The sequence below is a fragment of the Iamia sp. SCSIO 61187 genome, assembly GCF_019443745.1.
Taxonomy (GTDB): Bacteria; Actinomycetota; Acidimicrobiia; order Acidimicrobiales; family Iamiaceae; genus Iamia.
This window is the reverse complement of record NZ_CP050948.1, coordinates 413,445-439,402: the sequence shown is the minus strand read 5'-3', so window position 1 is coordinate 439,402 and position 25,958 is coordinate 413,445. Positions and strand designations below refer to the sequence as shown.

Below are 25,958 nucleotides of genomic sequence, written 5' to 3'. Positions count from 1 at the left end.
CGCGCACCGGCCCCCTGGTCACCGAGGCTGCGCTAACTTCGGCCGCTCATCGACCGGACGGAGTGGGGGCACATGGCCACCGAGTTCTCTCGTGGGCAGAAGAGCCCACTGTCGAACCTGACCCCGGGGACCGACCTCTACGTCGGCGTCAAGATCGAGGGTCCGGGGACGTGGGACATCTCGTGCTTCGGCCTCGACGAGGCCGACAAGCTGTCCGACGACAGCTACTTCGTGTTCTTCAACCAGCCCAAGTCGCCCGAGGAGTCGATCCAGCTCCTCGGGGCCCAGTCGGGCGACACGGAGTCGTTCCGGCTCACCCTCGACAAGGTGCCGGACAAGATCCGCAAGCTCTCGATCTGCGCCGCCAGCGACGACGCCACCGCCGGCCAGATCAGCAGCGGCTGGTTCCGCATCGTGGTCGGCGGCGAGGAGGTCATGAAGTTCACCTTCTCCGGGGCCGACTTCTCCGGCGAGCGGGCCATCATCATCGGCGACGTCTACATGAAGAGCGTCTGGCGGGTCGCCGCCGTGGGCCAGGGGTTCAACGGCGGCCTGGCCGACCTCATCCGCTCCTACGGCGGCGAGGTCGCCGACGAGGAGCCGGCGCCGGCCGCGCCCCCGGCCAACACCGGCTTCGCCCCGCCCCCCGGCGGGCCCGCGCCGGCACCCGCCCCCGCCCCGGGCTTCGCCCCGCCCCCCGGCGGGCCGGCACCGGCCCCTCAGCCGGCGCCGCAGTTCGGTGCTCCCCCCGGCGGTCCCGCCCCGGCCCCACCGCCGCAGGCCCCGGCGGCACCGGCGGCCGCCGCCCCGACGGGCGCCCCCGGCGGCACCATCGACCTGTCGAAGGCGCCGGCCCAGGGCTACGGCGACACGCCGACGATGTACCAGCCGACCCCGCCCGGGGCCATGAACAGCCTGGCGCAGTACAAGGAGAAGCCGACCACCGGTCGCTACACCCAGCAGAGCTCGAAGATGATCAAGGTGACCCTCGGCCCCGAGGTGCTCACCCGCAAGGGCTCGATGGTCGCCTACCAGGGCAACATCGAGTTCGACCACAAGGGCTCGGGCGGGCTCAAGAAGATGCTCGAGAACAAGATGACCGGCCAGGGCCTGAGCATGATGATCTGCCGGGGCGAGGGCGAGGTCTTCCTGGCCGAGGACTCGACCGACCTCCACATCGTCGAGCTCAACGGCCGCACGATCAACATCAACGCCAACAACGTCCTGTGCATGGACGCGACGCTGGCGGTCGAGACCAAGCGGATGGAGAGCGCCGGCCTCCCCGGCGGCGGCTTCTTCCACATCGAGGTGTCCGGCCAGGGCACCATCGTGGTGATGACGCACGGGACCCCGATGACGATCCCGGTCCAGGGCCCGACGTCGACCGACGTCAACGCCACCGTGGCCTGGTCGGCCGGCATGCGGGTCAGCGTGTCGAGCCAGGTCCGGGTCCAGCGCAACCTGTACGCCGGCCAGTCGGCCGAGACCGGATGCCTCGACTTCATGGGGATGGGCGAGGCCTTCGTGGTCGTCCAGCCCTACGAGGTCTGAGGCCAGAGGAGGGACGATGGAAGGCTTTCTCACCCAGCAGTACCAGCCGACGCCGATCGGCGATCGGATGTCGAACCACGGCTCGAAGATGGCCAAGGTCATCATGCAGCCGGGGGTCGACATCATGGCCAAGGCCGGCTCGATGGTCGCCTACAAGGGGCTGATCGACTTCAACCCCAACCCGCCGGCGATGGGCAACCTCATCAAGTCGTGGGCCACGGGCGAGGGTGTCCAGCTGATGCAGGCCACCGGCCAGGGCGAGCTGTACCTCGCCGACTACGGCGCCGACGTCGTGGTGATGCAGCTGGCCAACGAGGCCCTCTCGGTCAACGGCCCCAACATCCTCGCCTTCGAGAACACCCTCCAGTGGGGCATCGAGCGGGTGAAGGACGTGAAGATGGCCTTCTCCGGGATGGGCATGTTCAACGTGGTGCTGCGCGGCCAGGGCTGGGTGGCGCTGACCAGCCGGGGCACGCCCGCCGTGCTCGACACTCGCGAGGCGCCGACCTTCGTCGACACCGATGCCCTCGTCGCCTACACCGAGGGGCTCCAGATCACCCCCCGGCGCACCGCCAAGTTCAGCAGCCTCATCCCCGGCCGGGGATCCGGCGAGGCCTTCCAGCTCGGCTTCCAGGGCCAGGGCTTCGTGGTGGTCCAGCCGGCCGAGGACGCGTCGTCCAAGTTCTCCGTGAGAGGTTGAGGCCGAGCCCCGCGAGGCCGACCAGGAAGGCATTGAGGAGAGACCCATGGGCTATCCCCCCCAAGGCGGCTACCCCCCGCAGGGCGGCTACCCGCCCCAGCCCGGCCCCCCCGGGGGCTACCCGCCGCAGCCGGGCGGCTACCCACCCCAGCCCGGTGGGTACCCGCCCCAGCCCGGGGGCTACCCGCCCCAGCCCGGCGGCTACCCACCCCAGCCCGGGGCGCCCGGCTACGGCCAGCCGCCCGGCATGGGCAACATCTACGGAGCCCCCGGGGCCGACGGGTTCGGCCGCGACACGCTGTTCAGCAACACCCCGGTCGAGTCGAACGAGGCCTTCGCCCTCCAGAACGGGAAGATGCTCAAGGTCACCCTCGGCCAGTCGTCGGGGATGAAGGAGCTGTTCGCCAAGTCGGGCTCGATGATCGCCTACCAGGGCGGCGTCACCTTCGACGGCAACTCCCGCTCGTGGGCCCAGCAGCAGACCTCGCGGATGACCCGCCAGGTCCTCCCGCTGATGAAGGTCTCCGGCGCCGGCACCGTCTACTTCGCCAACCAGGCCCAGGACCTGTTCATCCTCGAGCTCAAGGGCGACAGCTTCACCATCGACAAGGACAACCTCCTCGCCTTCAGCCCCGGGCTGCGGTGGGACGTCGTCCGGGTCGACACCGGCCAGCAGATCGGCGGCATGGACGCCTTCAACATCGAGCTGACCGGCAACGGCCACTTCGTCTGCTGCTCCCAGGGCGCCCCGCTGGTGATGAACGTCGATCCGTCGAACTACTACTTCGCCGACGCCGACGCCGTCCTCGGCTGGAGCTCGTCGCTGGCGGTGAGCATGCAGGCCGCCGTCACCAGCTCGTCGGTCACCTCGATGCGGGCCAACACCGGTGAGAGCTGGCAGATGAACTTCACCGGCGAGGGCCAGGTCATCGTCCAGCCGGCCGAGATGCTGCCGCCGTTCAACGCCGTGGCCACCAACGCCCAGGGCGTCCCCCAGAGCCTGGGCGACCTCTTCGGCTCCGGCTTCGCCGGCAACAACCCCTTCGGCGGCCGCTAGCCCGACGGATGGGGTCAGACCCCATGTGTCGGGTCTCACCGACCCGTCGTCAGCCCGCCACCCGGTCGACCTCGGCGCCGTCGGCGTCGAGGGCCACGAACACGACCTCGTCGGACCGACCGGCGTCGATCAGGCCGGTGGGCAGCTCGGCGAGCCAGGCCCGGATGCCGGCGGCCTCGTGGACCTCGCCCCGGGCGATGAGGTCTCCCGCGGGGTCGCGCACCTCCACCTCCGCCACCTCGGGACCGGCCGGCCCGAAGGCCCAGGCCGTCTCGTCGGTCTCGACGATGGCCCACTCGTCGCGCAGGGGGGCGCCGACCGGCGATCCCTCAGGCCCGTCGCTCGACCCACCGGAGGTCGACGAGGACCGCCCGACCGTCGCTCCGAGACGCAGGTCCACGCCAGAGGTGAGGCCGACCTCGCTGCCGTCGGCGTCGTGGACGAGGGTCCACGGCGTCCTGTCGGTCGCGGTCCCCCGGGCCAGGACGGTGACACCGGGTGCGTCCACGCCTCGCTCCGCCACCTGCCGACGGAGGTCGTCCAGCTCGTCGGGAGCCACGGGGACGAGGTCCTCGGCCCAGGCGACGAGGTCCTGGCCGTCCCGGGCCGGATCCGACGCGGTGGCGACGACCTCGACGACCTCGACGACCTCGCCGGGCTGCTCCTCCCACCGGAGGGACCACCAGCTGATCGGCGGCACCTGCTGGAAAAGGTCGGCGCGGGTCAGCACGGCGTCGTGCCCGCGCACGGTGACCTGCTGGGCGTCGGCGGCCACCAGGGTGGGGAGCGCCGTCTCCAGCGGGCCACCGGTCCGGACCACGACCGCCACCGCTCCCTCCACACCGCCACCGACCCCCGTCTGGTACCAGACCGACCAGGTCGTCGCCGGCTCCACGGTGGCGGAGAACCCGATGGCGCCGGCACGGGGGCCGAGGACCGCCAGCAGGGGGGCGCTCCCCAACGGCTCGGTCCCCGCGGGGAGAGCCGCGGCGGGGATGGCGGCCCCGTCCGGGCCGATCTCGACCGCAGCGGCGGCGGTCCGGACGGCGGCGGCGCCCGCCGGCTCGCCCACCACGACCACGATCCGGTCGTCGACCTCGACCATGACCCCGTGCCCGCCGAACCGCTCCGACGCGTCCCAGGCCGGTCGGCCGCCGATGTCGATCGACCGCAGGCCCTCGGCGGCGGTCGACGCCGTCTCGGGTTGGGGCACGCAGTCGTCCGGGGCGTCGAGGAGGTCGCACCCGGCCATGTCGGCGACGGGCAGGGCGGCGACCGCCAGGGTCGGCGTCGCCGGGTCGGCCCCGTAGACCGCCGCCGTGCCGAGGTCGGTCCCGGGGGCGTCGATGGGCCCCTCCTGCACGCCGGCCAGGTCGTAGCCCTCGGGCCCGGCGCCCAGGCGGAACCGAGAGGTGGCGCCCGGGACGACCCGGTCGGCGGGGGCGCTGTCGTCGTCGCCCGAGGACACCAGGGCGACGGCGCCGGCCACGAGCACCACCGCGGCGACGGCCGCCGCCACCAGGCCGACGACGGACCGGGGGCGCCGAGTCCGGTCGGGGCGGGCGTCGACGTCGATGCGGACGACGTCGGGGGCGAACGCCGGGACGGGCCGGTCGGTCACGGCGGCGCGGACGCCGGCGGCGGCGGCGCGGCCGCGGGCATCGAGGTCGGCGTGGGTGCGATCGTCGCTCACGCGTCCTCCTCGGGGGTGGGGGCGGTCAGGGTGCGGGCCAGCGTGCGGCGGCCCCGGGAGAGGTGGACCCGGACGGTCGAGCCCCGCACGTCGAGCAGGGCGGCGATGGCGGCGACGTCCATGTCCTCCAGGTAGTGGAGGGCGATCACCTGGGCCTGGCGCTCGGGCAGTGCCCGGACGGCGGCCCAGAAGTCGGGATCGGTGTCGGGGGGTGCGTCGGCCGCGCCTTGGGCCACGCGGGCCGCGGTCTCCAAGCGGGCCGAACCGGCGGCGACCACCTGGAGGTGGCGGCGGTGCGACACGGCCCGGTTGGCGACGGCCCGCCGGACCCACGCCCCGGGCCTGTCGAGCGCGCCCACGTCGTCCCACCGGCGGTAGGCGTCGAGGAAGGCGTCCTGGGCCAGCTCCTCGCCCGTCGCCCGGGAGCCGCTCAGCGTCCAGCCCAGGGCCACCACCGCGTGCCAGTCGGTCCGGTACAGCTCGTCGAACTCCGACCGGGTGACGTCATCGGTCGTCATCGGCGCCTCCACGACCACTCACTCGCACGAGGCCCCCGATGTGCGTACCCGGCCCGTCCGACGGATGGGGTCTGACCCCATCCGTCGTCAGCCGGGCTGGGAGGAGCCGGGTTGGGCGCCCCGCACCTCCTCGAGGCCCTGGCGGAGGGCCTCGAGGTCGTCGACCAGGCCGTCGACCTCGACGCCGAGGCGGCCGTAGGCGGCCTGGTCGGTCGCGCTGACGGAGATCTCCAGGGCCCGGGCCACGGCGTTGTCCATGCGGGCGTCCATCAGACGGAGCTGGTCGTAGGTCTCGTCGATGATGCGGTCGAGGCGGTCGGCGGCGTCGATCTGGCTCTGCAGCGCCTCGGCCAACCGGGCCCGCGACGTGTCGTCGTGGGTGCGGCCGGCGGTGTGGAGGGAGGCCAGCTCGGCCCGCACGGCGGGATCGTCGATGGCGAGACGGGCCTCGACGAGCGACTCGCCCCGCGAGGCGATCCGCCAGGACTCGTGGAGGCCGTCCTCGAGGCGCCCGCCGATCTCGGCCAGCCGGTCGCGCAGAGGTCCCTCCGGCGTCCGCTCGACCAACCGCTGGAAGGTCTCGTGGGCCTCCCTGGCGTCGCGCACGAAGCTGCGCCAGGGCTCGCGCAGGGCGAAGGGGTCGATCTTCTCGCCCCGCCTGCGGGGGATGGCCACGGCGCCGCGCCCCAGCCACGCCAGCCCGCCCAGGCCGGCGGCGCCCAGGACGACCGGCACGCTCGTCACCACCGCGCCGACACCGCCCGCCACGGCACCGCCGGCGGCCAGGCCCAGACCTGACGGCGAGGCGAGGGCCCTGGCCACGGGCACGCTGAAGATCCGCTCGCGCCAGGTGAGCCCGGTGCGCAGGGGGCGCCGACGGGCGGAGCGCAGGTCGGGGCGGGGCGGAGTCCCGGGTGTCGGCGCCCATCCCGGAGCGCTCCCCGGGGCACCGGCGGCCGGCGGCGGCGCCGGGCGCGGTGGGGGTCCGGGCGCCGGCGGAGGGGGCGGCGGGGCGGGGACGCCGGGTGGTGGGGGGAAGGGCGCCGCCCCCCGGGCAGGTGCCGCCGGCGGTGGCACGGGTGGCGTCGCCGGCTGCGGCGGGGCCGGCTCGGGCGCCCCGGGGAGGCGCGTGCCGCCATCGATCCGCTCGAGGAACGCCCGCAGCCCGGCCCGGTACCCGGTGCCGTGGAGCACCATCCGCCACCCGTCGCGGCGGTAGAGGTCGGCCACGATGATGGCCCGCTCGCCTGACAGCTCGGCGCCTGTGAACGACCACCGGGCCGTCTCGTGCCCGTCGGCCAGGACCCGCAGCCACGCCTCCTCGAGGTCGGCCGCCGACAGCCGGGCATCGCCGATCAGGGCGATCCGCAGGGTCTGGACCGACGACGGCACCCGGGCCAGCTGGACGGTCACGGCGACGGTGTCGCCGCCGGAACCGGGGCCGATGGCCACGCTGCCGCTGAACGACGTGGGTTGATGGCGCGACAGGAGGAACCCGCGATCGACGAGGGTCTCGTCCTCCTCGAGCCCGGCGACCACGACCTCGAAGCCCGCCGGACGGACCCCGAGGCCGAGGACGAGGTCGTCGGAGACGCCGAGGTCCGTGACCCGGAGGCGCTGGCCGCGGGTCAGGGCCACGGGTGGACGCCCCCGAGGGCTGTCAGCGTCGGAAGGCTCAGACGTTCACGCCGTAGCTCTGGGCCAGCGGGCCCAGGCCACCGGCGAAGCCCTGGCCGACGGCCCGGAACTTCCACTCGTCGCCGTTGCGGTACACCTCGCCGAAGACCATGGCGGTCTCGACCGACGCATCCTCGGAGAGGTCGTAGCGGGCGATCTCGCTCTGGTCCGAGCCGTTGAGCACGCGGATGAACGCGTTGGACACCTGGCCGAAGTTCTGGCCCCGGGCGTCGGCCTGGTCGATGGTGACGCCCACGACGATCTTGTCGACGTCGGCCGGCACGCTCACCAGGTTGACCTTGACCTGCTCGTCGTCGCCCTCGCCGGCACCGGTGCGGTTGTCGCCGGTGTGCTCGACGGAGCCGTCGGCCGACTTGAGGTTGTTGTAGAAGATGAAGTCGGCGTCGGAGCGGACCTTGCCCTCGGCGTTCACGAGGAACACGCTGCCGTCGAGGTCGAAGTCGGTGCCGTCGGTGGCCCGGACGTCCCAGCCCAGACCGACGACGATGTCGGTGAGGCCCGGGGCCTCCTTCGACAGCGAGACGTTGCCGCCCTTGCTCAGCGAAACAGCCATGGGTTCGTCCTCCGAAGGGATGCGCTCGAGGTGACCGCCCGTCCATCGAGCGGCGCGGGGGCGGACCCTACCAGCGCCCCCTTCGCCGGGTCGGTCGTCCGGTGACCCCACCCCTCACCCCGTCGACCACCCCCGACCTCGGTCGCGACGGACCGACCCGGCGCCGCACCCCGAGGACCGAGCGCGACAGGGCGTGCGTACACTTCCGGCCGTGTCCGACGCCGCTGCGCCTGGTCCGAGCCCCGAGGACGCCGAGACCGAGCCCACCCCGGCCGCCCCGCCGGACGGTGCCCCGGGAGGGACCGACGACGTCCCCACCGGCGAGCCCGACGCCGTCCTGGTGGCCGAGGCGACGGGGACCGGCGACGAAGGCGCCGGCGCGCCCGACCCGGCTCCGGCCACCGATCCCGAGACCGAGGTCCCCACCGGTGAGCCCGACGCCGTGCTCGTCGCCGAGGTCACGGGGTCCCGCGGCGGCGCCGCGGGCGAGCCCGTCGGCGACGCCGCCCCCACGCCCCCCGAGGACGCACCACCGACCCCGGAGGAGCCGTCCGCCGGCGACGGGGACCTGGCTCCCCTGCTCGAGGAGGTCGCCGGGGCCCGGGCCGACATCACCGGGGTCCGCGAGGGCGTCGACTCGCTCCTGCCCGACCTGGCCGCCACGGCCCGGGAGGAGACGGTGAGCACGGGGCTGGCCGGGCTCCAGCGCAGCGTCGAGGAGCTGGTGCGCCTCACCCGCCGGGCCGACGAGCACGTGGCCGAGCTCCACGGCGAGAACCAGCGGCTCCGGGCCGGCGAGCTGGCGTCGGCCACCCGCCCGATGCTGCGCGACCTGGTGCGGCTGTCGGACGAGGTGGCCCAGCTCACCTCGGCCTGCCACCCCGAGGCCCGCGCCGACCTCGAGCTGGTCGGGTCGCGCCTGATCGACACGCTGGCCCGCTGGGGCCTGACGCCGTTCACCCCCGCGGTGGGCGACCCCCTCGACGCCACCCGGCACCAGGGGGTCGGCCGGGTCGCCTCGACCGACGGCGAGCCGGGCACCATCGCCTCGGTCCGCCGACCCGGGTTCGCCGACGACGAGGGCCGGGCCTTCCGCCCGGCCGAGGTCGAGGTCTTCGCCGCCCCACCCCCACCCGACGACGACACCCCCTCCGAGGAGTGACCTGATGGCCAACACCGTCTACGGCATCGACCTGGGCACGACGTACTCGTGCATCTCGCGGGTCGACCGCTTCGGCCGCCCCGAGGTCCTCACCAACCTCGACAACGAGCCCACGACCCCGTCGGTGGTGCTGTTCGACACCGACGACCAGGTGGTCGTGGGCAAGCAGGCCAAGCGCCAGGCCCGGATCAACCCGGACAACGTGGCCTCGCTCGTCAAGCGCAGCATGGGCGACCACGAGTGGCGGTTCTCGGCCCAGGGCAAGGAGTGGTCGGCCCCGGCCATCAGCGCCTTCATCCTCAAGGCCCTGGCCGGCGACGTCGAGCGCCAGACCGGCGAGCCGGTCACCGACGTGGTCATCACCGTCCCCGCCTACTTCGGCGACGAGGAGCGCAAGGCCACCAAGCTGGCCGGTGAGTACGCCGGCATGAACGTCGTCGACATCATCAACGAGCCGACGGCCGCCGCCTTCGCCTACGGGTTCGCCAGCCAGGGCACCGAGGCCGAGACGGTGCTGGTGTACGACCTCGGCGGCGGGACCTTCGACGTCACCGTCATCGAGCTGTCCGAGCGCAAGATCAAGGTGATCACCACCGACGGCGACCACGAGCTGGGGGGCGCCGACTGGGATGCCCGCCTGGCGACCCACCTGTCGGAGCGCTTCATGGAGGAGTGCCCCGACGCCGAGGACCCCCTCGACGACTCCTACGGCGCCCAGGACCTCATCTCCGCCGCCGAGGAGGCCAAGCAGAACCTCACCAACCGGGACTCGACCGACGTGCTGGTCGTCCACGCCGGGCACCGGGCCAACATCACCGTGACCCGCGCCGAGCTCGAGCAGCTCACCGCCAGCCTGCTGACCCGCACGATGCAGCTCACGCGGGCGGTCACCAAGGCGGCCGAGGCCCGCGGCGTCACCACCATCGACCGGGTCCTCCTCGTGGGCGGCTCGTCGAAGATGCCCGTCGTGGCCGAGCGGCTGCGCGCCGACTTCGGCTTCGACCCGCAGCTGGCCGACCCCGACCTGGCGGTGGCCAAGGGCGCCGCCATCTACGGCCAGAAGAAGGAGATCGAGCAGGTCGTGATCGACGACCTGGTCGCCCAGGGCAAGCTGGCCGAGGGCCAGTCCATCGACGACGCCGACAGCGTCGACCTGAGCAAGGTCATCGGTGACGCGGCCGAGAGCTACGGACTGCCCAGCGACGTGGTCTCGGACCTGGTCGGCACCCAGGTGCAGAACGTCTGCTCCCGCGGCTTCGGGCTCCTGATCCAGGGGTCGGACGGGAAGACGACGGCGTCGTTCCTCACGCACCGCAACGACAACCTGCCGCTGGTGGTGACCGACACCTTCTACACCGTCGTCGACGACCAGTCGGAGGTGCAGATCGACGTCTTCGAGCAGGGCGGCAGCGAGGAGTCCGAGGACCCCGAGGACAACTCCCTGCTGATCTCGGGCTCGATCACCGGCATCCCGCCGGGCCACAAGAAGGGCGCCGCCGTCGAGGTCACCTTCGCCATGGGCAGCGACGGCACCCTCGAGGTGACCGGCCGCCACGTGGCCATGGACGAGCCCCTCCACCTCCGGGTCGAGACGGGAGCCGCCCTCAGCCCCGAGACGATCGCCTCCGAGAAGGGCGACGTCGACCTGCGCAAGCCGTCGATGTGACCCCCCGGGACGGGACACGGATGGTGCCTGGCACCATCCGTGTCCGCGGTGAGCGATGACGGCGTTCGACGCGAACTCGTACCGCAAGGAGATCCTGAAGCCGCTGCTCGACCGGGGCGAGCACGACGTCAGCGACCCCTTCGCGGTCGTGGGCCTCGACCCGTCGGTCGACGACGAGGAGCTCATCCGCCAGCGGATGGGCGAGGTGATCGCCTTCTGGCGCAAGGAACGGTCGAGCCCCCGCTACAAGGGCCTGGTCGCGTCGCTGCTGGACCAGCAGGACGCCATCTCATCCCAGCTGCTCGACCCCGGCCGGCGGGCCGAGGCCCGGGCCCGGGTCCAGGGCGCCTCGGCGTCCGCCGACGCGGCCGCCGCCGCCCGGGTCGACGAGCTGCTCGACGCCCTCGAGCGCCGCCACGGCGGGATCCCCCGGGACCGGCTGGACCGGCTCCGCTCCCTCGCCGCCCTCGAGGGCATCACCGCGGCCCAGATCGACGCCCGCCTGGCCGACCGCACCCTGATCGAAGACCGCGACGACGGCGTCGAGCCCGTCCCCGCCGCCCAGCGCAAGCAGGTGGCGGCCCTCCTGGCCGAGCTCGAGCGGCTCGACCGCGACGGTGGCGCCCACCGCACCCTCTACGACTTCCTGGGCCTGCCCGTCGGGGCCCCGACCGACGCCATCGAGGCCCGGCGGGAGGCCATCGACGCCCGCAACCGCCAGCGCCGCCACGACCGGCTCCGCACCGTCGTCGACGAGCTGCTGGCCCTGTCCGAGACCCTCCTCGTCCGCGGCGACCCCCGCCGCTACCTGGCCGGGATCGAGGAGGGGGTGCGGGAGCAGATCCGCCCCGCCATCGAGACGGCCGTCCTGCTGGAGGACCGCGTCAGCGCGGCCGAGTCCGAGCGCCTGACGCGGGAGGCGGTGTCGGCCGGGCTCGACCCCGGCGCGGCCCGGGACCTCGTCGTCGAGGTCGCCCGGGCCCTGCACGCCCCCATCGACGTGGGCTCGATCGCGGACTACGTCGTCTGCGCGACCTGCAACGCGACCAACACCCGCCACGACCACGTCACCACCTGCTCGCGCTGCGGCGGCGACCTCTACCGCAGCTGCCCCCGGTGCGGCACGACGGCAGCCCGCAGCGACGTGCGCTGCGGGTCCTGCCGGTTCGACCTCCGGGCCTACGACGAGGCCGCCGAGGACCTCGGGCGGGCCGCCGCCGACCTCGAGGCCGGGCGCCTCGCCGCCGCCGCCGAGCGCATCCACGACGCCGCCGCGTGGGGCGAGGACCTGCCCGACCTGGTGCGCCTGCGCGAGCAGGTCGAGTCGGTCGGTCGGACCGCCGACGACGCCTGGGCCAACCTCGCCCTCGCCCTCGACGAGCGGCGGGTCGACGACGCCCGCCGCTACCTCACCAGCCTGGGCCGGATCGCCTCGGACCGGCCCGCCCCCGACGGCACGACCCTCGCCGCCGCCGCGGCCCGCCTCGACGCCCTGGACGCCGAGGTCGAGGCCGCCGTCGCCACCGCCGCCGGGGCCGAGGACGGCGCCGAGCGGGAGCGGGCCCTGCTCGCCGTGCTCGACCGCTTCCCGGGGGCCTCGGCCGTGGCCACCGCCCTGGCCGACGTCGGTGTCCAGCCGGCCACCGGCGTCGTCGCCGAGCGGACCGGGGCGGCCATCACCGTGCACTGGTCGCCGTCGGCCTCCCCGGGACCGGTCGAGTACCGGGTGGCCCGCACCATCGACCGGTCGGGTGGGTCCTCGACCCCGCTGGGACGGACCACGGCGACCGCCCTGGAGGATGCCGGCCCGCCCGCCGGCGAGCCCGTCACCTACGCCGTCGTGGCCGCCCGGCTCGGCGTCACCGCCCCCGAGGCCCGGTCCCAGCCCGTCGTCCACGCCCCCGCCGTGACCGGGCTGGAGGCCGTCGAGCACGACGGCGCCGTCGAGCTGCGCTGGCGGACGGTGCGGACCGGCGACGTGTGGGTCGAGCGGAGCGAGCCCGACGCACCCGGCGCCATGACCCGCAAGCTGCGGGGCGGCCCCACCGGGGTGCTCGACAGCGCCGTGCGCACCGGCACCCACTACCGCTACGACGTGCAGGTCGAGTACCCGGCCACGGCCACGTCGCCGGCGACCCGCTCGGCGGTGGCCTCGGTCGAGGCCGACGCCTTCGCCGTGCCCGGCGCGCCGCCGGCGCCGACCGTGCAGCCCAGTGCGCGGTCGATCACCGTCACCGTGCCCGACCCCGGGCCGGGGGTCGACGTCGTCGTGCTGCGGGCCGGCACGGCGCCGACGGTCACGCCCGGAACCGACCTCGACGACGCCGGGCGACGGGACCTGGGCGGCGCCCTCGCCGGGCGGGACGGCAGGGCCTTCGACGCCGCCGACGGCGGGCCCCGGTGGTACGTGCCCGTCCACGCTGTCCGCGGCCACAACGTCGTGGGACCGGCCGTCGCCCACCCGGGGGTGGCCGAGGTCGAGCGGGTCCGGGTCGACGTCGACGCCACCGGGCCCATCGTCCGGTGGGACTGGCCCGCCGGGTGCACCGAGGCCGTCATCCACTGGTCGACCGGCGCCGACCCGGTGGAGCCCGGGGGTCCCGGGGTGACCGAGAGCCGCACCACCAACACCGCCTACGACATCCACGGGGGGTGGCGACCGCCGGGCGTCACCACCGCTCCGCTCCAGGTCCTGGTGCTGGCGGCGGGCCGGATCGACGGCCAGCGGGTGCCGGTCCCGGGCTGGTCGGACGCCGCCCGGGCGTCGCTCTGAGGGACCCCTCCCCCTGGGGGCGCCCCGAGGAACGGGGCTCCGATCCTCCCACTAAGGTCCGCCCGACATCGTCGATACAAGGAGGGCACGGACCATGGGCGTGTCGCTGAGCAAGGGCGGGAACGTCTCCCTGTCGAAGGAGGCCCCCGGCCTCAACCGCATCCTGATCGGCCTGGGGTGGGACACCCGCTCGACCGACGGGGCCGACTTCGACCTCGACGCCAGCCTCTTCATGTTGAGCGCCGAGGGCCGGGTGCGGTCCGACTCGGACTTCATCTTCTACAACAACCTCAAGAGCGCCGACGGCTCCGTCGAGCACACCGGCGACAACCTCACCGGCGAGGGCGAGGGTGACGACGAGGCCATCAAGGTCGCGGTAAACTCGGTCCCGCCCGACGTCGACAAGCTCGTCGTCGCCGTGACCATCCACGACGCCCAGGCCCGCGGCCAGAACTTCGGCCAGGTCGAGAACGCCTTCATCCGCGTCGTCAACGACGAGAACGGCACCGAGATCGCCCGCTACGACCTCTCCGAGGACGCCTCGGTCGAGACGGCGATGATCTTCGGCGAGATGTACCGCCACGGCGCCGAGTGGAAGTTCCGGGCCGTGGGCCAGGGCTACACCGGTGGCCTGGGCCCACTGGCCCAGAGCTACGGCATCAACGTCGGCTGACGCGGACGGCGGCGTGCAGTTCACCAGGGGTCAGAAGTCGAAGCTGTCGGCCCTCACGCCGAGCCAGCAGATCGAGGTCGGCGTCCGGGTCACCGGCGGCGGCCACGAGAGCGACACCGTGCTGTGCCTGGTGCTGGGCCCGGACCAGAAGGTCGTCGACCCGCAGTCCGTGGTGGGCGCCCACGCCCCCACCGGGGGCGGAGGGTTCATCGTCTGGCAGGGCGCCAAGGACGGTGACACGGGGGTGTTCTGGATCGACCTGGCCCAGCTGCCCGCCGGCCAGCGCCTGGCCATCGTGGTCGGGGGGAGCGGCCAGCCGTACTCCTCGCTCGGGTCGGGCCAGGTGCGGATCTCGGCCGTCGGCGGCGGCGAGGTCATGACCTTCCCGTTCTCCGGCTCCGACTTCTCGGGCGAGCGGGCGATCATCGCGACGGAGCTGTACGTCAAGGATGAATGGAGGGTGGCGGCCCGGGGCGACGGCTTCAACGACGGCATGCCCGCCCTGCTGGCCTCCTACGGGGCGGCCGCCATCCCCGGCGCCGCCCCTGCGGCCCCACCGCCGCCCGCCGCACCACCGTCACCCGCCGCACCACCGCCACCTGCCGCTCCTCCCCCGGCGCCGCCCCCCGCCGCACCGCCCCCCGTGGCGCCACCGCCGGTCGCACCGCCCCCCGCCGCCCCGCCGGGCCCACCGCCGGCCGCACCGCCGCCGGCGATGCCGCCCCCCACGTCGATCCCGCCGTCGGGACCGTTCGGAGGGGCCGCGCCGCCCCCCGCCGCCGCACCACCGCCCGCCGCCCCACCCCCCGCGGCTGCTCCCCCGCCGGCCGCCGCCCCGCCGCCCGCCGCGGCCGCCCCTGCGCCGGCGGTCAACCTGGGCAAGGTCACCCTGTCCAAGCAGGGCGAGCAGCGCTCGGTCAGCCTCAAGAAGGGCGCCGGGTCGCGGCCCATCCACATCAACCTCAACTGGCAGGCGTCGAGCGGCAAGCGGCGCGGGTTCCTCAGCGGCCGCAGCTCGGCCCCGGACCTGGACCTGGGGTGCATGTTCGAGCTCAAGGACGGGCGCAAGAGCGTGATCCAGCCCCTCGGGGGGAACTTCGGCTCGCCCCACGGCCCGCCGTGGATCCACCTCGACAAGGACGACCGCAGCGGCGGGGCGGCCGACGGCGAGAACCTCTTCCTCACCCAGCCCGAGCACCTGGCCCGGGTGATGGTCTTCGCCATGATCTACGAGGGGGCCCCCGACTTCATGAGCGTCGGCGGGTACCTGAGCATCCTCGACCAGGACGGCCAGCTCACCCAGATCGTCCTCGACAACCCCGACGCCAACCGGACCTTCTGCGCCGTCGCCCTCATCACCACCAAGGAGGACCAGGTGGTGATCCAGAAGGAGGAGCGGTACTTCCGGCACGCCGAGGAGGCCGACAACTACTACGCCTTCGGCTTCAACTGGCGCGCCGGCAGCAAGGACTGACCTCCCACCCCGATGAGGAGGCACCCCCCATGCCGCCCCGCAACCCCTTCCCCGACACCGACGACGGCCTCTGGTACCAGCCGCCGCTCGGGATCGCCGCCACCGACACCCCCGCCATGATCGGTGCCGGCCTCGGCGGCACCCTCTACACGCCGTCGATCGAGGTCGAGCTGTCGCGCAAGCTCCGCAGCGCGGCCCGTCTGGGCGCCGTCTCCGCGGTCGTCTGCCTCGAGGACTCGATCAGCGACGACGACGTGGCCGAGGCCGAGCGCAACGTCACGACCTGGTTCCGCCAGCTGGCCATCGAGGGGTGGGACGACCTCCCCCTCCTGTTCCTGCGCCCCCGCGCCCCCGCCCACCTCGTCGCCATCGCCGAGCAGCTCGGCGCCGACGGAGCCGCCCTGGTCGGCGTCTGCCTGCCCAAGTTCACCGCCGCCACCTCCAGCACCTGGTTCGAGGCCCTCGACGTGTCCAGCTCGCTGGTCGGCCACCAGCTCATGGCCATGCCCATCATCGAGAGCCGCCAGGCGGTGGCGGCCGAGACCCGCGTCGAGGAGCTCGTCGCCCTGCGGACCGTGCTCGCCGTCGAGCGCCACCGGGTGCCCGCCGTCCGCGTCGGCGGCAGCGACCTGTGCGGGTACTTCGGCGTCCGCCGCCGGGCGGACCAGACGATCTACGACATCGGGCCGGTGGCCGGGGCCATCGCCGACATGGTCAACATCCTCGGTCGCGACCACGACGGCATCGCCCTCGCCGGGCCGGTGTGGGAGTACTTCACCCGCGACCTCCGCATCTGGAAGCCCCAGCTGCGGGAGTCGCTCTTCGGTGAGGAGGACGAGGCCCCGGCCCTCCGCGGCCAGCTCCTCGCCCAGCACATGGACGGCCTGATCAAGGAGGTCCTCAAGGACCAGGCCAACGGGCTGTGGGGCAAGACGGTGATCCACCCGTCGCACATCCCGGTCGTCAACGCCCTGCAGGCGGTCTCGTTCGAGGAGTGGAGCGACGCCGAGCAGGTCGTCGCCACCAACACCGGCGGGGCCCGGAAGTCGGCCTTCTCCAACAAGATGAACGAGGGCGCCCCCCACCGCCTGTGGGCCACCAAGGTGCAGCGGCGGGCGAGCGCCTTCGGCGTGCTGGCCGAGGGCCACAGCTTCGTCTCGCTGCTCGGCGGCTGAGGCCTCCCGTGCCCACGACCCTCGGCACCCCGCCCGCGCCCGCGGTGACCGTGCGCGTCCGGCCCGGCGGCGTCGCCGGCCTCACCGCCGACGACCTGATCCGGGTGGCGCGGCGCCAGAACCCCAAGCGCCAGGTGCTCTTCGTGTCGACGATCCTCGGCAAGCACCTCTCGGTGGCGCCGGCGACGCTGCTGGCCGGCGGCATGGCCCTCGGGGCCCGGGTCGAGGCCACCCTCGGCGGCACCGACCCGACCGCCGACGAGGACCGGCTGCGGACCGCCCTGGCCGGCGAGGACCTCACGCCGGCGGACGTCGCCCCCCACCCGCGCGCCGCGGTGCGGGCCAGCGTCATCGGCTTCGCCGAGACCGCCACCGCCCTGGGCCACGCCGTGCGCCGGCGGCTCGGGCCCGGGCCGCTGTCCCACACGACCCGCCGGCCGGCGGGGACGCCGATCGTGCGGTGCGTCGAGGCCCACTCGCACGCCGTCGACCACGAGGTCCACCACGACGACCCCGGGTTCCTGGACGACGCCGCGCCGGTCGTCATCGTCGACGACGAGATGACCACCGGCTCGACGGCCCTCAGCCTGGTCGAGGCCGTGCACGCCGTCCGGCCCCGCGACCGCTACGTGCTGGCCACCCTCGTCGACTGGCGGTCGGCCGAGGACCGGGCCCGGCTCGACGACGCCGCCGAGCGGCTGGGCTCCGCCATCGAGGTCGTGTCCCTGCTCGATGCCGAGGCCGAGGTGGGCGAGGCCCCGCCGCTGCCCGCCTTCGCCGACGCCGACCCGGCCCCGCCCCCACGGGTGACGACGACCGAGCTCGACCTCGGGCCCCCCACCGCGCGCCGGGGGTGGACCACCGACCACCAGGCCACCCTCGACGAGCGCGTCGCCGAGGCGGTGGTGCCTCTGGCCGCGGCCCGGCGCGGCCCCCGGGTGCTCGTCCTCGGCGTCGAGGAGCTGATGTACGTGCCGGCCCTCGTCGGGCTCCACCTCGGCCCGGGGGCGGTGACCCGCTCGACGACCCGCAGCCCGGTGGTCCCCGCCACGGGGCCGGGCTACCCGATCCACGACCGGTCCCGGTTCCCCGCCGTCGACGGCCTGGCCGGCGACCGCTTCGTCTACAACCTGGGCGACGACCGGGTCGACGACGTCGTGGTCGTCAGCGACGTCCCCGTCGCCCCCGACCACCCGATGCTCGTGGCCCTGGGCCGGGCCAGCGACCACGTCCACCTCCTGGTGCTCCGATGACCCCCGCGAACCTTGTCCGGAACCCGGCCACAGAGGATGACTTCCGGACAAGGTTGGGACGCCGCCGCCGAACGTTGTCCGGAACCCCGCCACAGAGGATGACTTCCGGACAAGGTTCGAGGAGGGGTCGATGAGCGGGCTGCCCACGCCTCCGGTCCCGTTCGGGTCGTACCCGGTGGAGGACGTCACCTTCCTGCTGACCGACCTGAGCGACCGGCAGCTCGAGACCGGCCTCGAGGAGCGCGAGGCCCACCTCCGCCGGGGCGGGCACTACAGCGAGTACCTGCCGATCGAGTACGAGCCCACGCCCGAGTACTTCGAGATGTTCGAGGCCGCCCTGCTGCGGGGCGCCCGCCGCACCGCCCACGGCGTGGCCGTCGCCGCCGAGCGGATCCGCGCCCTCCGGGGCGACGACGTGGTGCTGGTGTCGCTGGCCCGGGCGGGCACGCCGGTCGGCATCCTGGTGCGCCGCTACCTCCTGGCGACGGCCGGGCTCGACCTGCCCCACTACAGCGTGTCCATCATCCGGGACCGGGGGCTCGACCCGGTCGCCGTGCGGTGGCTGGGCGAGCACCACCCCGGACGCCCCCTCCAGTTCATCGACGGGTGGACGGGCAAGGGCGCCATCCAGCGCGAGCTCGACAAGGCCGCCGCCGAGGCCGGCCTCGACCCCCGCCTCGCGGTCGTCACCGACCCCGGCTGGTGCGCCGCCATCCCCGGCTCCCGCGACGACTTCCTCATCCCCAGCGCCTGCCTCAACTCGACCGTCTCCGGGCTGGTCAGCCGCACCGTCCTGCGCGACGACCTGATCGGGCCCGACGACTTCCACGGCGCCAAGGAGTACCCGGAGCTGGCCGGGCGCGACGTCTCGCGCCGCTTCGTCGACACCGTGCACGCCGAGGTCGACGACGCCCTGGTGGCCTCGGCCCGGGAGGCGGCGGCCGCGCCCGTCGAGCCGCCGACGTGGTCGGGCTGGGCCGCGGTGACCGAGATCGGGCATCGGTTCGGCATCGCCGACCCCAACCGCATCAAGCCGGGCGTGGGCGAGTCGACCCGGGTGCTCCTGCGCCGCAAGCCCGAGCGCCTCCTCGTCCGCGACGCGGGCGACGACGTCGCCCACCTGCTCCAGCTGGCCGCCGAGCGCGACGTCCCCGTCGAGCGCTACGAGGACATGCCCTACAGCAGCTGCGGCCTGATCAGCGGCGACTGAGCCTGGTCTAGGGTCCCGCGATGGCCGAGGACGACTGGACGGCGCCCGGGGTGCTGCCCTACCAGGACGTCCTCCGGGCGATCGACGAGGGCGTGGTCAGGGCCCGCTCGCCGATCCCCCAGGCCAACGTGCAGCCCGCCAGCCTCGACCTCCGCCTCGGGGCCGAGGCCCACCGGATGCGGTGCAGCTTCCTCCCCGACCGCGAGAGCGTGAGGAGCAAGCTCGAGGACTACCGGCTGGAGACCGTCGACATCTCCGCCGGAGCCGTCCTCGAGCCCGGGCGGCCCTACCTCATCCCGCTGATGGAGCGGCTCGAGCTGCCGGCCACGGTGCGGGCCCGAGCCAACCCCAAGAGCTCGACCGGGCGGGTCGACGTCTTCACCCGGGTCATCACCGACCGGAACCACCGCTTCGACGACATCCCCGCCGGCTACCGGGGTCCGCTCTACCTGGAGGTCGTGTCCCGGACCTTCGCCGTGCGCATCCAGCAGGGCATGAGCCTCAACCAGCTGCGGATGGCCGTGGGCGAGACCGCCGTCTCCGACCAGCAGCTGATCGAGCGGCACAACGTCGAACCCATGGTCTACGACGCCCGCAGCCACAAGATCCCCGACGGGCGGATGGTCGTCCACGACGGGCTGTTCCTGACCCTCGACCTGGAGGGCGACGACGACGGCGTCGTCGGCTACCGCGCCCGGCGCAACTCCCAGGTGCTCGACCTGACCCAGATCGGGGTCCACCGGGTCCGCGACTTCTGGGAGCCGGTGTTCCGGGAGCACGACGAGCCCCGGGTCGTGCTCGAGCCCGACGACTTCTACCTGCTGATCTCGATGGAGGCGGTGCGCATCCCGGCGACCTTCGCCTCGGAGATGAGCGCCTACGCCGAGTCGGCCGGTGAGCTGCGCTCGCACTACGCCGGCTTCTTCGACCCCGGGTTCGGCCACCCCACCGCCGACGGTCCCCCGGGGAGCCGGGCCGTGCTCGAGGTCCGGGCCCGGGACGTGCCGTTCATGGTCGAGCAGGGCCAGCCCGTCTGCAAGCTCACCTACGAGACGGTCCGGACGCCGCCGACGTTCCTCTACGGCCGCGACACCGGGTCGAACTACCAGGGCCAGGTCGCCATGCTCAGCAAGCACTTCGAGCGGGACCACTCGACCCTGGGCCAGATGAGCCTGCTGTCCGAGGTCCGCTGAACGGTCCGCCGGCCGAACCCAGCCCGGACGTGCACCGTTGCGGTGCACGTCCGGGCCGAGATCGGGGCGGTCAGGGATCGGTGTTGAGCAGGGTGCTGTGGTGGGTGCCGACGGCCCGGCCGAGGGCCCGGATGGCGAAGCCGATGGGGATGATGCACAGGCCGATCAGCAGGCTCTTGGCCCACTCGGCGCCGTCGATCTGGACGATCGAGAACACCGAGCCGCCGATGAACATGATCACCACCTGGGACACGGCGATGATGCCGATGATCGCCATGAACGAGGTGCTGTTCCGCAGGTTGGCGAACGGCGTCCGGTCGGCGCGGATCGAGCGGGCGTTGAAGGCGTTGAAAACCTGGAGCCACACGAAGGTGTTGAACAGGAACGAGTCCCGGTACACGTCCGCCCGTCGGTCGGCCTCCTGGTCGATGGCCCGTCCGAGCTCGCTCTCGGGGTTGCTGGCGTCGCCGGTGATCGCACCGTCACCGTCGTCGTCGAAGTCCTCGAAGTCGGCGTGGTCCGGGTCGGCCACGACGTCCTGGACGTGGCTCGTGGCATCGGCGCGGAGGCCGGCGTCGTCGCCGTCCTTGAGGCCGAAGGTGCCGGGCGTGAACAGCACGCCCATCATCACCGCGAACATCAGCAGCCCCGAGCCCAGGATGTTGAGCCACATCTGCCGGGAGATGAGGGGCTCGGTCCGGCCGTGGGGCTTCTGCTCGAACAGCTTGTCGGTGGGCGGTTCGAGCGCCAGGGCCAGGGCGGCGAAGGAGTCCATGATCAGGTTCACCCACAGCAGCTGCACGGCGGTCAGCGGCGTGCCGAAGCCGAGCAGCGCCCCGAAGAAGGCGGTGAGCAGGGCCACCACGTTCACGGTGAGCTGGAACTGCACGAACTTGCGCAGGTTCTCGAAGACGCTGCGGCCCCAGCGGATCGCCGAGACGGTGGACACGAAGTTGTCGTCGACGATCACCACGTCGGACGCCTCGCGGGCGACCTGCGAGCCCGAGCCCATGGCGAAGCCGACGTCGGCCTTCTTGAGGGCGGGGGCGTCGTTGACGCCGTCGCCGGTCATGCCGACGACCTCGCCCTCGCCCTGGAGGATCGTGACCAGGCGCTCCTTGTCCTCGGGCAGGGCCCGGGCCAGCGCCTCCATCTTCCCGGCGGCGTAGACCTCGCGGATCTTGTCGTCGGTCCAGGTCCGGTACTCGCTGCCCTCGACGACGTTGTCGAGCGAGGTGACGATCCCGGCCTGGCGGCCGATCTCGCCCGCCGTCTCGGGGATGTCACCGGTGATCATCATCACCTTGACGCCGGCCTTCTGGCAGTTGCCCACCGCCTCGGGCACCTCGGTGCGGATCGGGTCGGACAGGACGAACAGGGCCTGGAACACCAGGTCCTCGTCGACGTCGTCGATCTTCTGGCCCTCGGGGGCGCGCCGGGAGGCGATGCCGAGCGTGCGGTAGCCGCGGGCGGCGTACTCGCGGACGAGGGCCACGATGGCGCCCTTGCCCTCCTCGTCGAGGGGGGTGGTCTCGGCGTCGATGTCACCGGTGGTGGCCAGCGCCGAGCACATGCCGAGGACGATCTCGGGGGCGCCCTTCACGTAGAGGACGGGGCCCCGGTCCTCGTGGACCAGGGTGGCCATGTGCTTGCGGGACGAGCTGAACTCGCGGCGCTCGCGGATGTCGGCCTGGTCCCGGATCACCCGGTAGTCCTGGCCCTCCGGGTCGAGCCACTTGAGGATGCCGCCCTCGGTGGCGTTGCCCAGGACCCGGACCGTGTGGGGCGGGTCGTCGTCGCGGGCGAGGTCGACGCTGGAGTTGATGGCGAAGCCGGTGAGGGCCCGACGGGCGATCTCGTCGAGCTCGGCGGTCCGCTCGGCCCCCTCGATCTCCCGCTCCTCGCCGCCCACCCAGAGGTAGGCGAGGCTCATCGAGCCCTCGGTCAGGGTGCCGGTCTTGTCGGTGCAGATGATGGTGCCGGCGCCCATGGTCTCGCAGGCGGGCAGCTCCCGGACGAGGATCGACTCCGTCGCCATCTTCCGGGTCGTGTACGACAGCGCCAGCGTCACCGCCAGCGGGAGGCCCTCGGGGACGGCCACCACGATGATGGTGAAGGCGGCGGTGGCGGCGAACAGGACCAGCTCGCCGGTGTCGCCGTTGAACCCGAAGTCGAAGCTGGTCGTGATGCCGTCGTGGACGTACTCGCCCCGGATGAGCCCGCCGACGATGAGGGCGGCGGCGGTGAAGGCGGCGGCCGCCATGCCGATGCGGCCGATGCGGCCGGCCAGCACCTCGAGGCGCTCCTCGAGCGGGGTGACCTCGCGGTCGGCGCTGAGCTTCGACCGGATGCCGCCCAGGAGGGTCTTGTCGCCGACCACGCCGACGACGGCCTTGCCCGACCCGTCGAGGATCCGGCTCCCGGCGTAGATGGTGTCCTCGATGTGCTTGGTGGCGTCGGGCTCACCGGTGATGTGCTTCTCGTCGACGAGGACCTCGGCGCCCTTGGCGAAGATCACGTCGGCCGGCGAGACGTCGCCGGTGTTGAGCTCCAGGACGTCGCCGACCACCAGGTCGGAGGCCTCGATCTCGACGACCCGGCCGCCGCGGATCACCCGGATCTGGATCGCCGAGGACTGGGCGTCGAGGGCGGTGTAGTCGCGCTGGGCCTTGAGCTGGTTGCGCACGCCCACGGCCGTGACCACGGCGATGGCGCAGATGATGGCGATGCCCTCGACGGGGTCCTGCTCGATGACGCCGACGACGATGGCGATGGCGGCGCAGACGATCAGGATCTGCACCATGGGGTCCATCAGCGCCTCCTTGAAGAAGTCCACCCAGGACTTCGTGGGGAGGGGGGCGAAGGCGTTGGTCCCGTGGGTGCGACGGCTCTCCTCGACGCCGGCGTCGGTGAGGCCGTTCGCCAGGTCGACGGTGGAGAGGTCGAGCTCGGTGCCGAGACCGTCGGGCGAGGGGGTGCCGGTGGGCGCGGACGGCCCCGGCTCCTTCGCGGTGGTCACCGCCGGGTCGGCGGGATCAGCAGTCAATGGTGCTCCTTGGTCGGACCCGCCGGCGGCGGGTCGAGGGGTGAGGGGTGGTGCGAGATCGAATCGAGGACGGCGGCCAGGAGAAGTGTGGTGGACGCGGGGCCGAAACCGTCGACGCTGGCTCCCTGCCTCCAGCCTGACATCCAGAGGGGTCCCTCCGCGGGGGTGAGGGCCACGGGCACGGCGGACAGCAGCTCGGCGTCCATCAGCCCGTCGCCGAGGGCGATGGCGGGCTCGGACCCGACCAGCTCGGCGACGCGCGCCAGCGGCGAGACCTTCGACAGGCCCTCGGGGTGGCAGTAGATCCGACCGTCCTGGTGCACCACGCGCCACCCCCTCTCCGCGCACCAGGCGGTGAACCCGGTGACGTCGGCCTCGGGTGCGACCCGGACGTAGGCGAAGCGGTCGTCGCCGATGCGGGGCTCCTCGGTGGTGGGCATCTCGCCCAGGGCGGCGGCCACCTCGGCGACGGACGCGCCGGTGGCGTCCAGGCGCTCCTGGACCGCGGCGTCCCAGACCGGGTCGATCTCACCGTCGACCCACACGATGGCGCCCCCGGCCAGGACGGCGACGCGCGGCGGCTGCGGGAACCGGATGCGGGAGAACTGGCGGATCGTGCGGGCGGTGGCCGGGACGAGGTAGCCCCGCTGCTGGACCTCGGCCAGGAGGTCCCACGCCTCGGGGGTCATGAACCCGACGTCGCGGCCCTCGTAGACCTCGACGACGAGGTGGCCGTCGGGCTCGGGGACGCGCCGCCGCGAGTGGATGAGCGTGCCGTCGAGGTCGGCCAGGACGACCGGCCGCACCGGCGTGGCCCGCTCAGATCTCATCGGGGAGCCGCCGGCGCAGGTGGAGCGTGGTGTTGTAGGCGTCGGCCATCACCAGGCACAGGTCGGCGGCCTCGTCGCGCTGGGCCCGCAGGTCCCGCTCGAGGCGCCCCTTGCGACACTCCACCAGGGCGTCGACCAGGAGGATGTAGGCGTGGTGCAGCGACCGGTAGGCGGCCAGGACGGTGCCGGCCAGCGGCGAGTCGGCGGCGACCGGGCGGGGCTCGTCGAAGTCGTGGCTCAGGGCCTGGTCGAGGTCGTCGAGGAGGCTCTCGGCGGCGACGACGATCCGGCGCAGCACCAACCCGTGCTCGTGGATGCACCACATCGGGGTGTCGGCCATCGACACGGCCTGGGTGAGGGTGATGATCGCCTCGTTCACCGGGTCGCCCCAGTCCCGGTACCAGAACCCCGGGCTGAACACCGTGTCCTCGGTGAAGTGCCAGCTGATCCGGGTTCGGCCGCGCTCGCTCATCGGCGCACCGTCACGTGCGGTCCAACCCGGCGAGCACGGCCTTGGCGGGGCCGACCATCTCCCGCACGGTGCGGCCGTCCTGGAAGACGCCGATCCCGGTCATGTCCCACCCGGGGCCGCTGCGGAGGACCGCAGCCATGTAGACGCCGGTGCGGGGCTCGGAGCCGGTGAGGGCGAAGTTGACCAGCTCCTCCCCGGTCCCGAGGTCGAAGAGCCGGCAGTAGGCGTTGTCGACCTCGGTGAACGGGTGGCGCTTGTAGCTGTTGACGGTGAAGAGCAGGACGTCGACCTCCGGGGGCACCTGCCCCAGGTCGACGGTGATGACCTCGTCGTCGCCCTCGCCCTCGCCGGTGAGGTTGTCGCCGCTGTGGCGGACGGCGCCGCCGGCGCCCTCCTTGGCGACGAACCACACCAGGTCGAGCTTCTCGCCGGCGGCGTCGAAGGTGATGCACGACGCGTCGAGGTCGATCCCCGCCCCGGCGCGGGCCGGGTCCCAGCCCAGGCCCATGCCCAGCTGCCCGAGCACGGGCTTGCCCCCCTTGGCCAGCGACACGGTCTGGTTCTTGGCCAGCGACACCCGCCCCTTGTCGAGGGTGACCTTCCCGAGGTTCACCGGCGGCGCGGCGGGAGCCGGGGCCGCCGGGGGTGACGGCGGCGCCTGGGGTGACGGCGGCGCCGGCGGTGGCGCCGCCGCGGGTGGAGCGGCGGCCGGCGCCGGCGCGTCGTCGACCTCGCCGCCGAAGTGGCGGACCAGGGCGGCCATGCCCCCCTCGAAGCCCTGGCCCACCGCGGCCAGGCGCCAACCTTGCTTGCGGTAGAGCTCGACGAGCATGAGCGCCCGCTCGCCGGCGTAGTCGGCCCCGGTGGTCGCGTGGCGGGCGACCTCCTGGCCGCCGGCCCGGATCACGACGGTGCCGCTCGTCAGCTGGGCCATCGTCCCGTCGCCGTCGATGGCCACGGTCAGCACCAGCCGCTCGGCCCAGGCCGGGACGGCGGCCAGGTCGACGGTGAAGTCGGCCCCGTCGGGCCGGGGGACGACCCGCAGCGAGCCGTCGGGGGATGCCGTCTGGTTGTAGAAGACGAGGTAGGCGTCGTCAGCGAGGGTGCCGGCGGCGTCCAGGGTGAACAGGCTGACGTCGTAGGTCGACGGCCCGACGACGGTGACGCCGATGTCCAGCGTGGTCGCGGCGGTGAGCTGGTCGACCCTGGCGCGCTGACCTCTGACGAGCTCCATGCATCCCCGTCGTCCGAACCGGTGCGG

Annotated in this window: 20 protein-coding genes; 12 read left to right on the top strand and 8 right to left on the bottom strand. The window is 73.5% G+C overall.

From position 1 onward, the window contains the following. The first annotated feature begins 72 nt into the window (after positions 1–72). From HC251_RS02070 to HC251_RS02060, 3 genes are read left to right on the top strand one after another with little or no spacing between them, the layout of a single operon-like run. Entirely contained in the window at positions 73–1,551 is a 1,479-nt protein-coding gene (locus HC251_RS02070) for a TerD family protein (protein WP_219943667.1), read from the top strand. Positions 1,552–1,567: 16 nt separating this feature from the next. Next, positions 1,568–2,251: an AIM24 family protein gene (locus HC251_RS02065; RefSeq protein WP_219943666.1), complete on the top strand. Its 684-nt coding sequence runs from the start codon at positions 1,568–1,570 to the stop codon at positions 2,249–2,251. A gap of 46 nt (positions 2,252–2,297) precedes the next feature. Then, entirely contained in the window at positions 2,298–3,308 is a 1,011-nt protein-coding gene (locus tag HC251_RS02060) for an AIM24 family protein (protein ID WP_219943665.1), read from the top strand. A gap of 49 nt (positions 3,309–3,357) precedes the next feature. Here the strand turns inward: HC251_RS02060 and HC251_RS02055 are convergent, their stop codons facing one another. The 4 genes from HC251_RS02055 to HC251_RS02040 form a co-directional block, all read right to left on the bottom strand. After that, positions 3,358–5,001: a hypothetical protein gene (locus tag HC251_RS02055; RefSeq protein ID WP_219943664.1), complete on the bottom strand. Its 1,644-nt coding sequence runs from the start codon at positions 4,999–5,001 to the stop codon at positions 3,358–3,360. After that, positions 4,998–5,519, bottom strand: a complete 522-nt coding sequence (locus HC251_RS02050; protein ID WP_219943663.1) for an RNA polymerase sigma factor — start codon at positions 5,517–5,519, stop codon at positions 4,998–5,000. Before HC251_RS02050 ends, HC251_RS02055 begins: the two co-directional genes overlap by 4 nt. 87 nt (positions 5,520–5,606) lie before the next feature. Next, positions 5,607–7,157, bottom strand: coding sequence for a TerD family protein (locus HC251_RS02045; RefSeq protein ID WP_219943662.1), 1,551 nt, complete (start codon positions 7,155–7,157; stop codon positions 5,607–5,609). Positions 7,158–7,194: 37 nt separating this feature from the next. Further along, positions 7,195–7,770, bottom strand: coding sequence for a TerD family protein (locus tag HC251_RS02040; protein WP_219943661.1), 576 nt, complete (start codon positions 7,768–7,770; stop codon positions 7,195–7,197). A gap of 211 nt (positions 7,771–7,981) precedes the next feature. Here HC251_RS02040 and grpE point away from each other — a divergent pair, with 211 nt between their 5' ends. From grpE to HC251_RS01995, 9 genes are all read left to right on the top strand, one after another. Continuing rightward, a complete protein-coding gene (grpE, locus tag HC251_RS02035; RefSeq protein ID WP_219943660.1) occupies positions 7,982–8,932 on the top strand; it encodes a nucleotide exchange factor GrpE in 951 nt (316 codons plus the stop codon). 4 nt (positions 8,933–8,936) lie between these two features. Beyond that, positions 8,937–10,598 carry an Hsp70 family protein gene (locus HC251_RS02030; protein WP_219943659.1) on the top strand — a complete coding sequence of 554 codons (1,662 nt, stop codon included), beginning with the start codon at positions 8,937–8,939 and terminating at the stop codon, positions 10,596–10,598. A gap of 55 nt (positions 10,599–10,653) precedes the next feature. Continuing rightward, positions 10,654–13,371 carry a zinc finger-like domain-containing protein gene (locus tag HC251_RS02025; RefSeq protein WP_219943658.1) on the top strand — a complete coding sequence of 906 codons (2,718 nt, stop codon included), beginning with the start codon at positions 10,654–10,656 and terminating at the stop codon, positions 13,369–13,371. A gap of 94 nt (positions 13,372–13,465) precedes the next feature. Continuing rightward, positions 13,466–14,044, top strand: coding sequence for a TerD family protein (locus tag HC251_RS02020; RefSeq protein ID WP_219943657.1), 579 nt, complete (start codon positions 13,466–13,468; stop codon positions 14,042–14,044). Between the two features lie 13 nt (positions 14,045–14,057). Continuing rightward, the gene (locus HC251_RS02015) at positions 14,058–15,518 is read left to right on the top strand and encodes a TerD family protein (protein WP_219943656.1); all 1,461 of its coding nucleotides are present in this window, start codon (positions 14,058–14,060) and stop codon (positions 15,516–15,518) included. A 29-nt stretch (positions 15,519–15,547) separates the two neighbouring features. Further along, complete coding sequence (locus tag HC251_RS02010) at positions 15,548–16,693, top strand: HpcH/HpaI aldolase/citrate lyase family protein (protein ID WP_219943655.1); 1,146 nt, start codon at positions 15,548–15,550, stop codon at positions 16,691–16,693. 8 nt (positions 16,694–16,701) lie between these two features. Then, positions 16,702–17,946 (top strand): phosphoribosyltransferase domain-containing protein, encoded by a 1,245-nt coding sequence (locus tag HC251_RS02005; RefSeq protein ID WP_219943654.1) that lies wholly within the window; start codon positions 16,702–16,704, stop codon positions 17,944–17,946. A 130-nt stretch (positions 17,947–18,076) separates the two neighbouring features. After that, positions 18,077–19,156 (top strand): cysteine protease StiP family protein, encoded by a 1,080-nt coding sequence (locus HC251_RS02000; protein WP_219943653.1) that lies wholly within the window; start codon positions 18,077–18,079, stop codon positions 19,154–19,156. Positions 19,157–19,176: 20 nt separating this feature from the next. Beyond that, on the top strand, positions 19,177–20,349 hold the full coding sequence (locus HC251_RS01995; RefSeq protein ID WP_219943652.1) for a 2'-deoxycytidine 5'-triphosphate deaminase: 1,173 nt from the start codon (positions 19,177–19,179) through the stop codon (positions 20,347–20,349). A 70-nt stretch (positions 20,350–20,419) separates the two neighbouring features. Here the strand turns inward: HC251_RS01995 and HC251_RS01990 are convergent, their stop codons facing one another. The 4 genes from HC251_RS01990 to HC251_RS01975 are packed head-to-tail and all read right to left on the bottom strand — an operon-like array spanning position 20,420 to position 25,931. Further along, positions 20,420–23,395: a calcium-translocating P-type ATPase, PMCA-type gene (locus HC251_RS01990; RefSeq protein WP_219943651.1), complete on the bottom strand. Its 2,976-nt coding sequence runs from the start codon at positions 23,393–23,395 to the stop codon at positions 20,420–20,422. Continuing rightward, positions 23,392–24,225, bottom strand: a complete 834-nt coding sequence (locus tag HC251_RS01985; protein ID WP_219943650.1) for a hypothetical protein — start codon at positions 24,223–24,225, stop codon at positions 23,392–23,394. Before HC251_RS01985 ends, HC251_RS01990 begins: the two co-directional genes overlap by 4 nt. Further along, the gene (locus HC251_RS01980) at positions 24,215–24,697 is read right to left on the bottom strand and encodes a hypothetical protein (protein WP_219943649.1); all 483 of its coding nucleotides are present in this window, start codon (positions 24,695–24,697) and stop codon (positions 24,215–24,217) included. Before HC251_RS01980 ends, HC251_RS01985 begins: the two co-directional genes overlap by 11 nt. A 10-nt stretch (positions 24,698–24,707) precedes the next feature. Continuing rightward, entirely contained in the window at positions 24,708–25,931 is a 1,224-nt protein-coding gene (locus HC251_RS01975; RefSeq protein ID WP_219943648.1) for a TerD family protein, read from the bottom strand. Between the last annotated feature and the right edge of the window lie 27 nt (positions 25,932–25,958).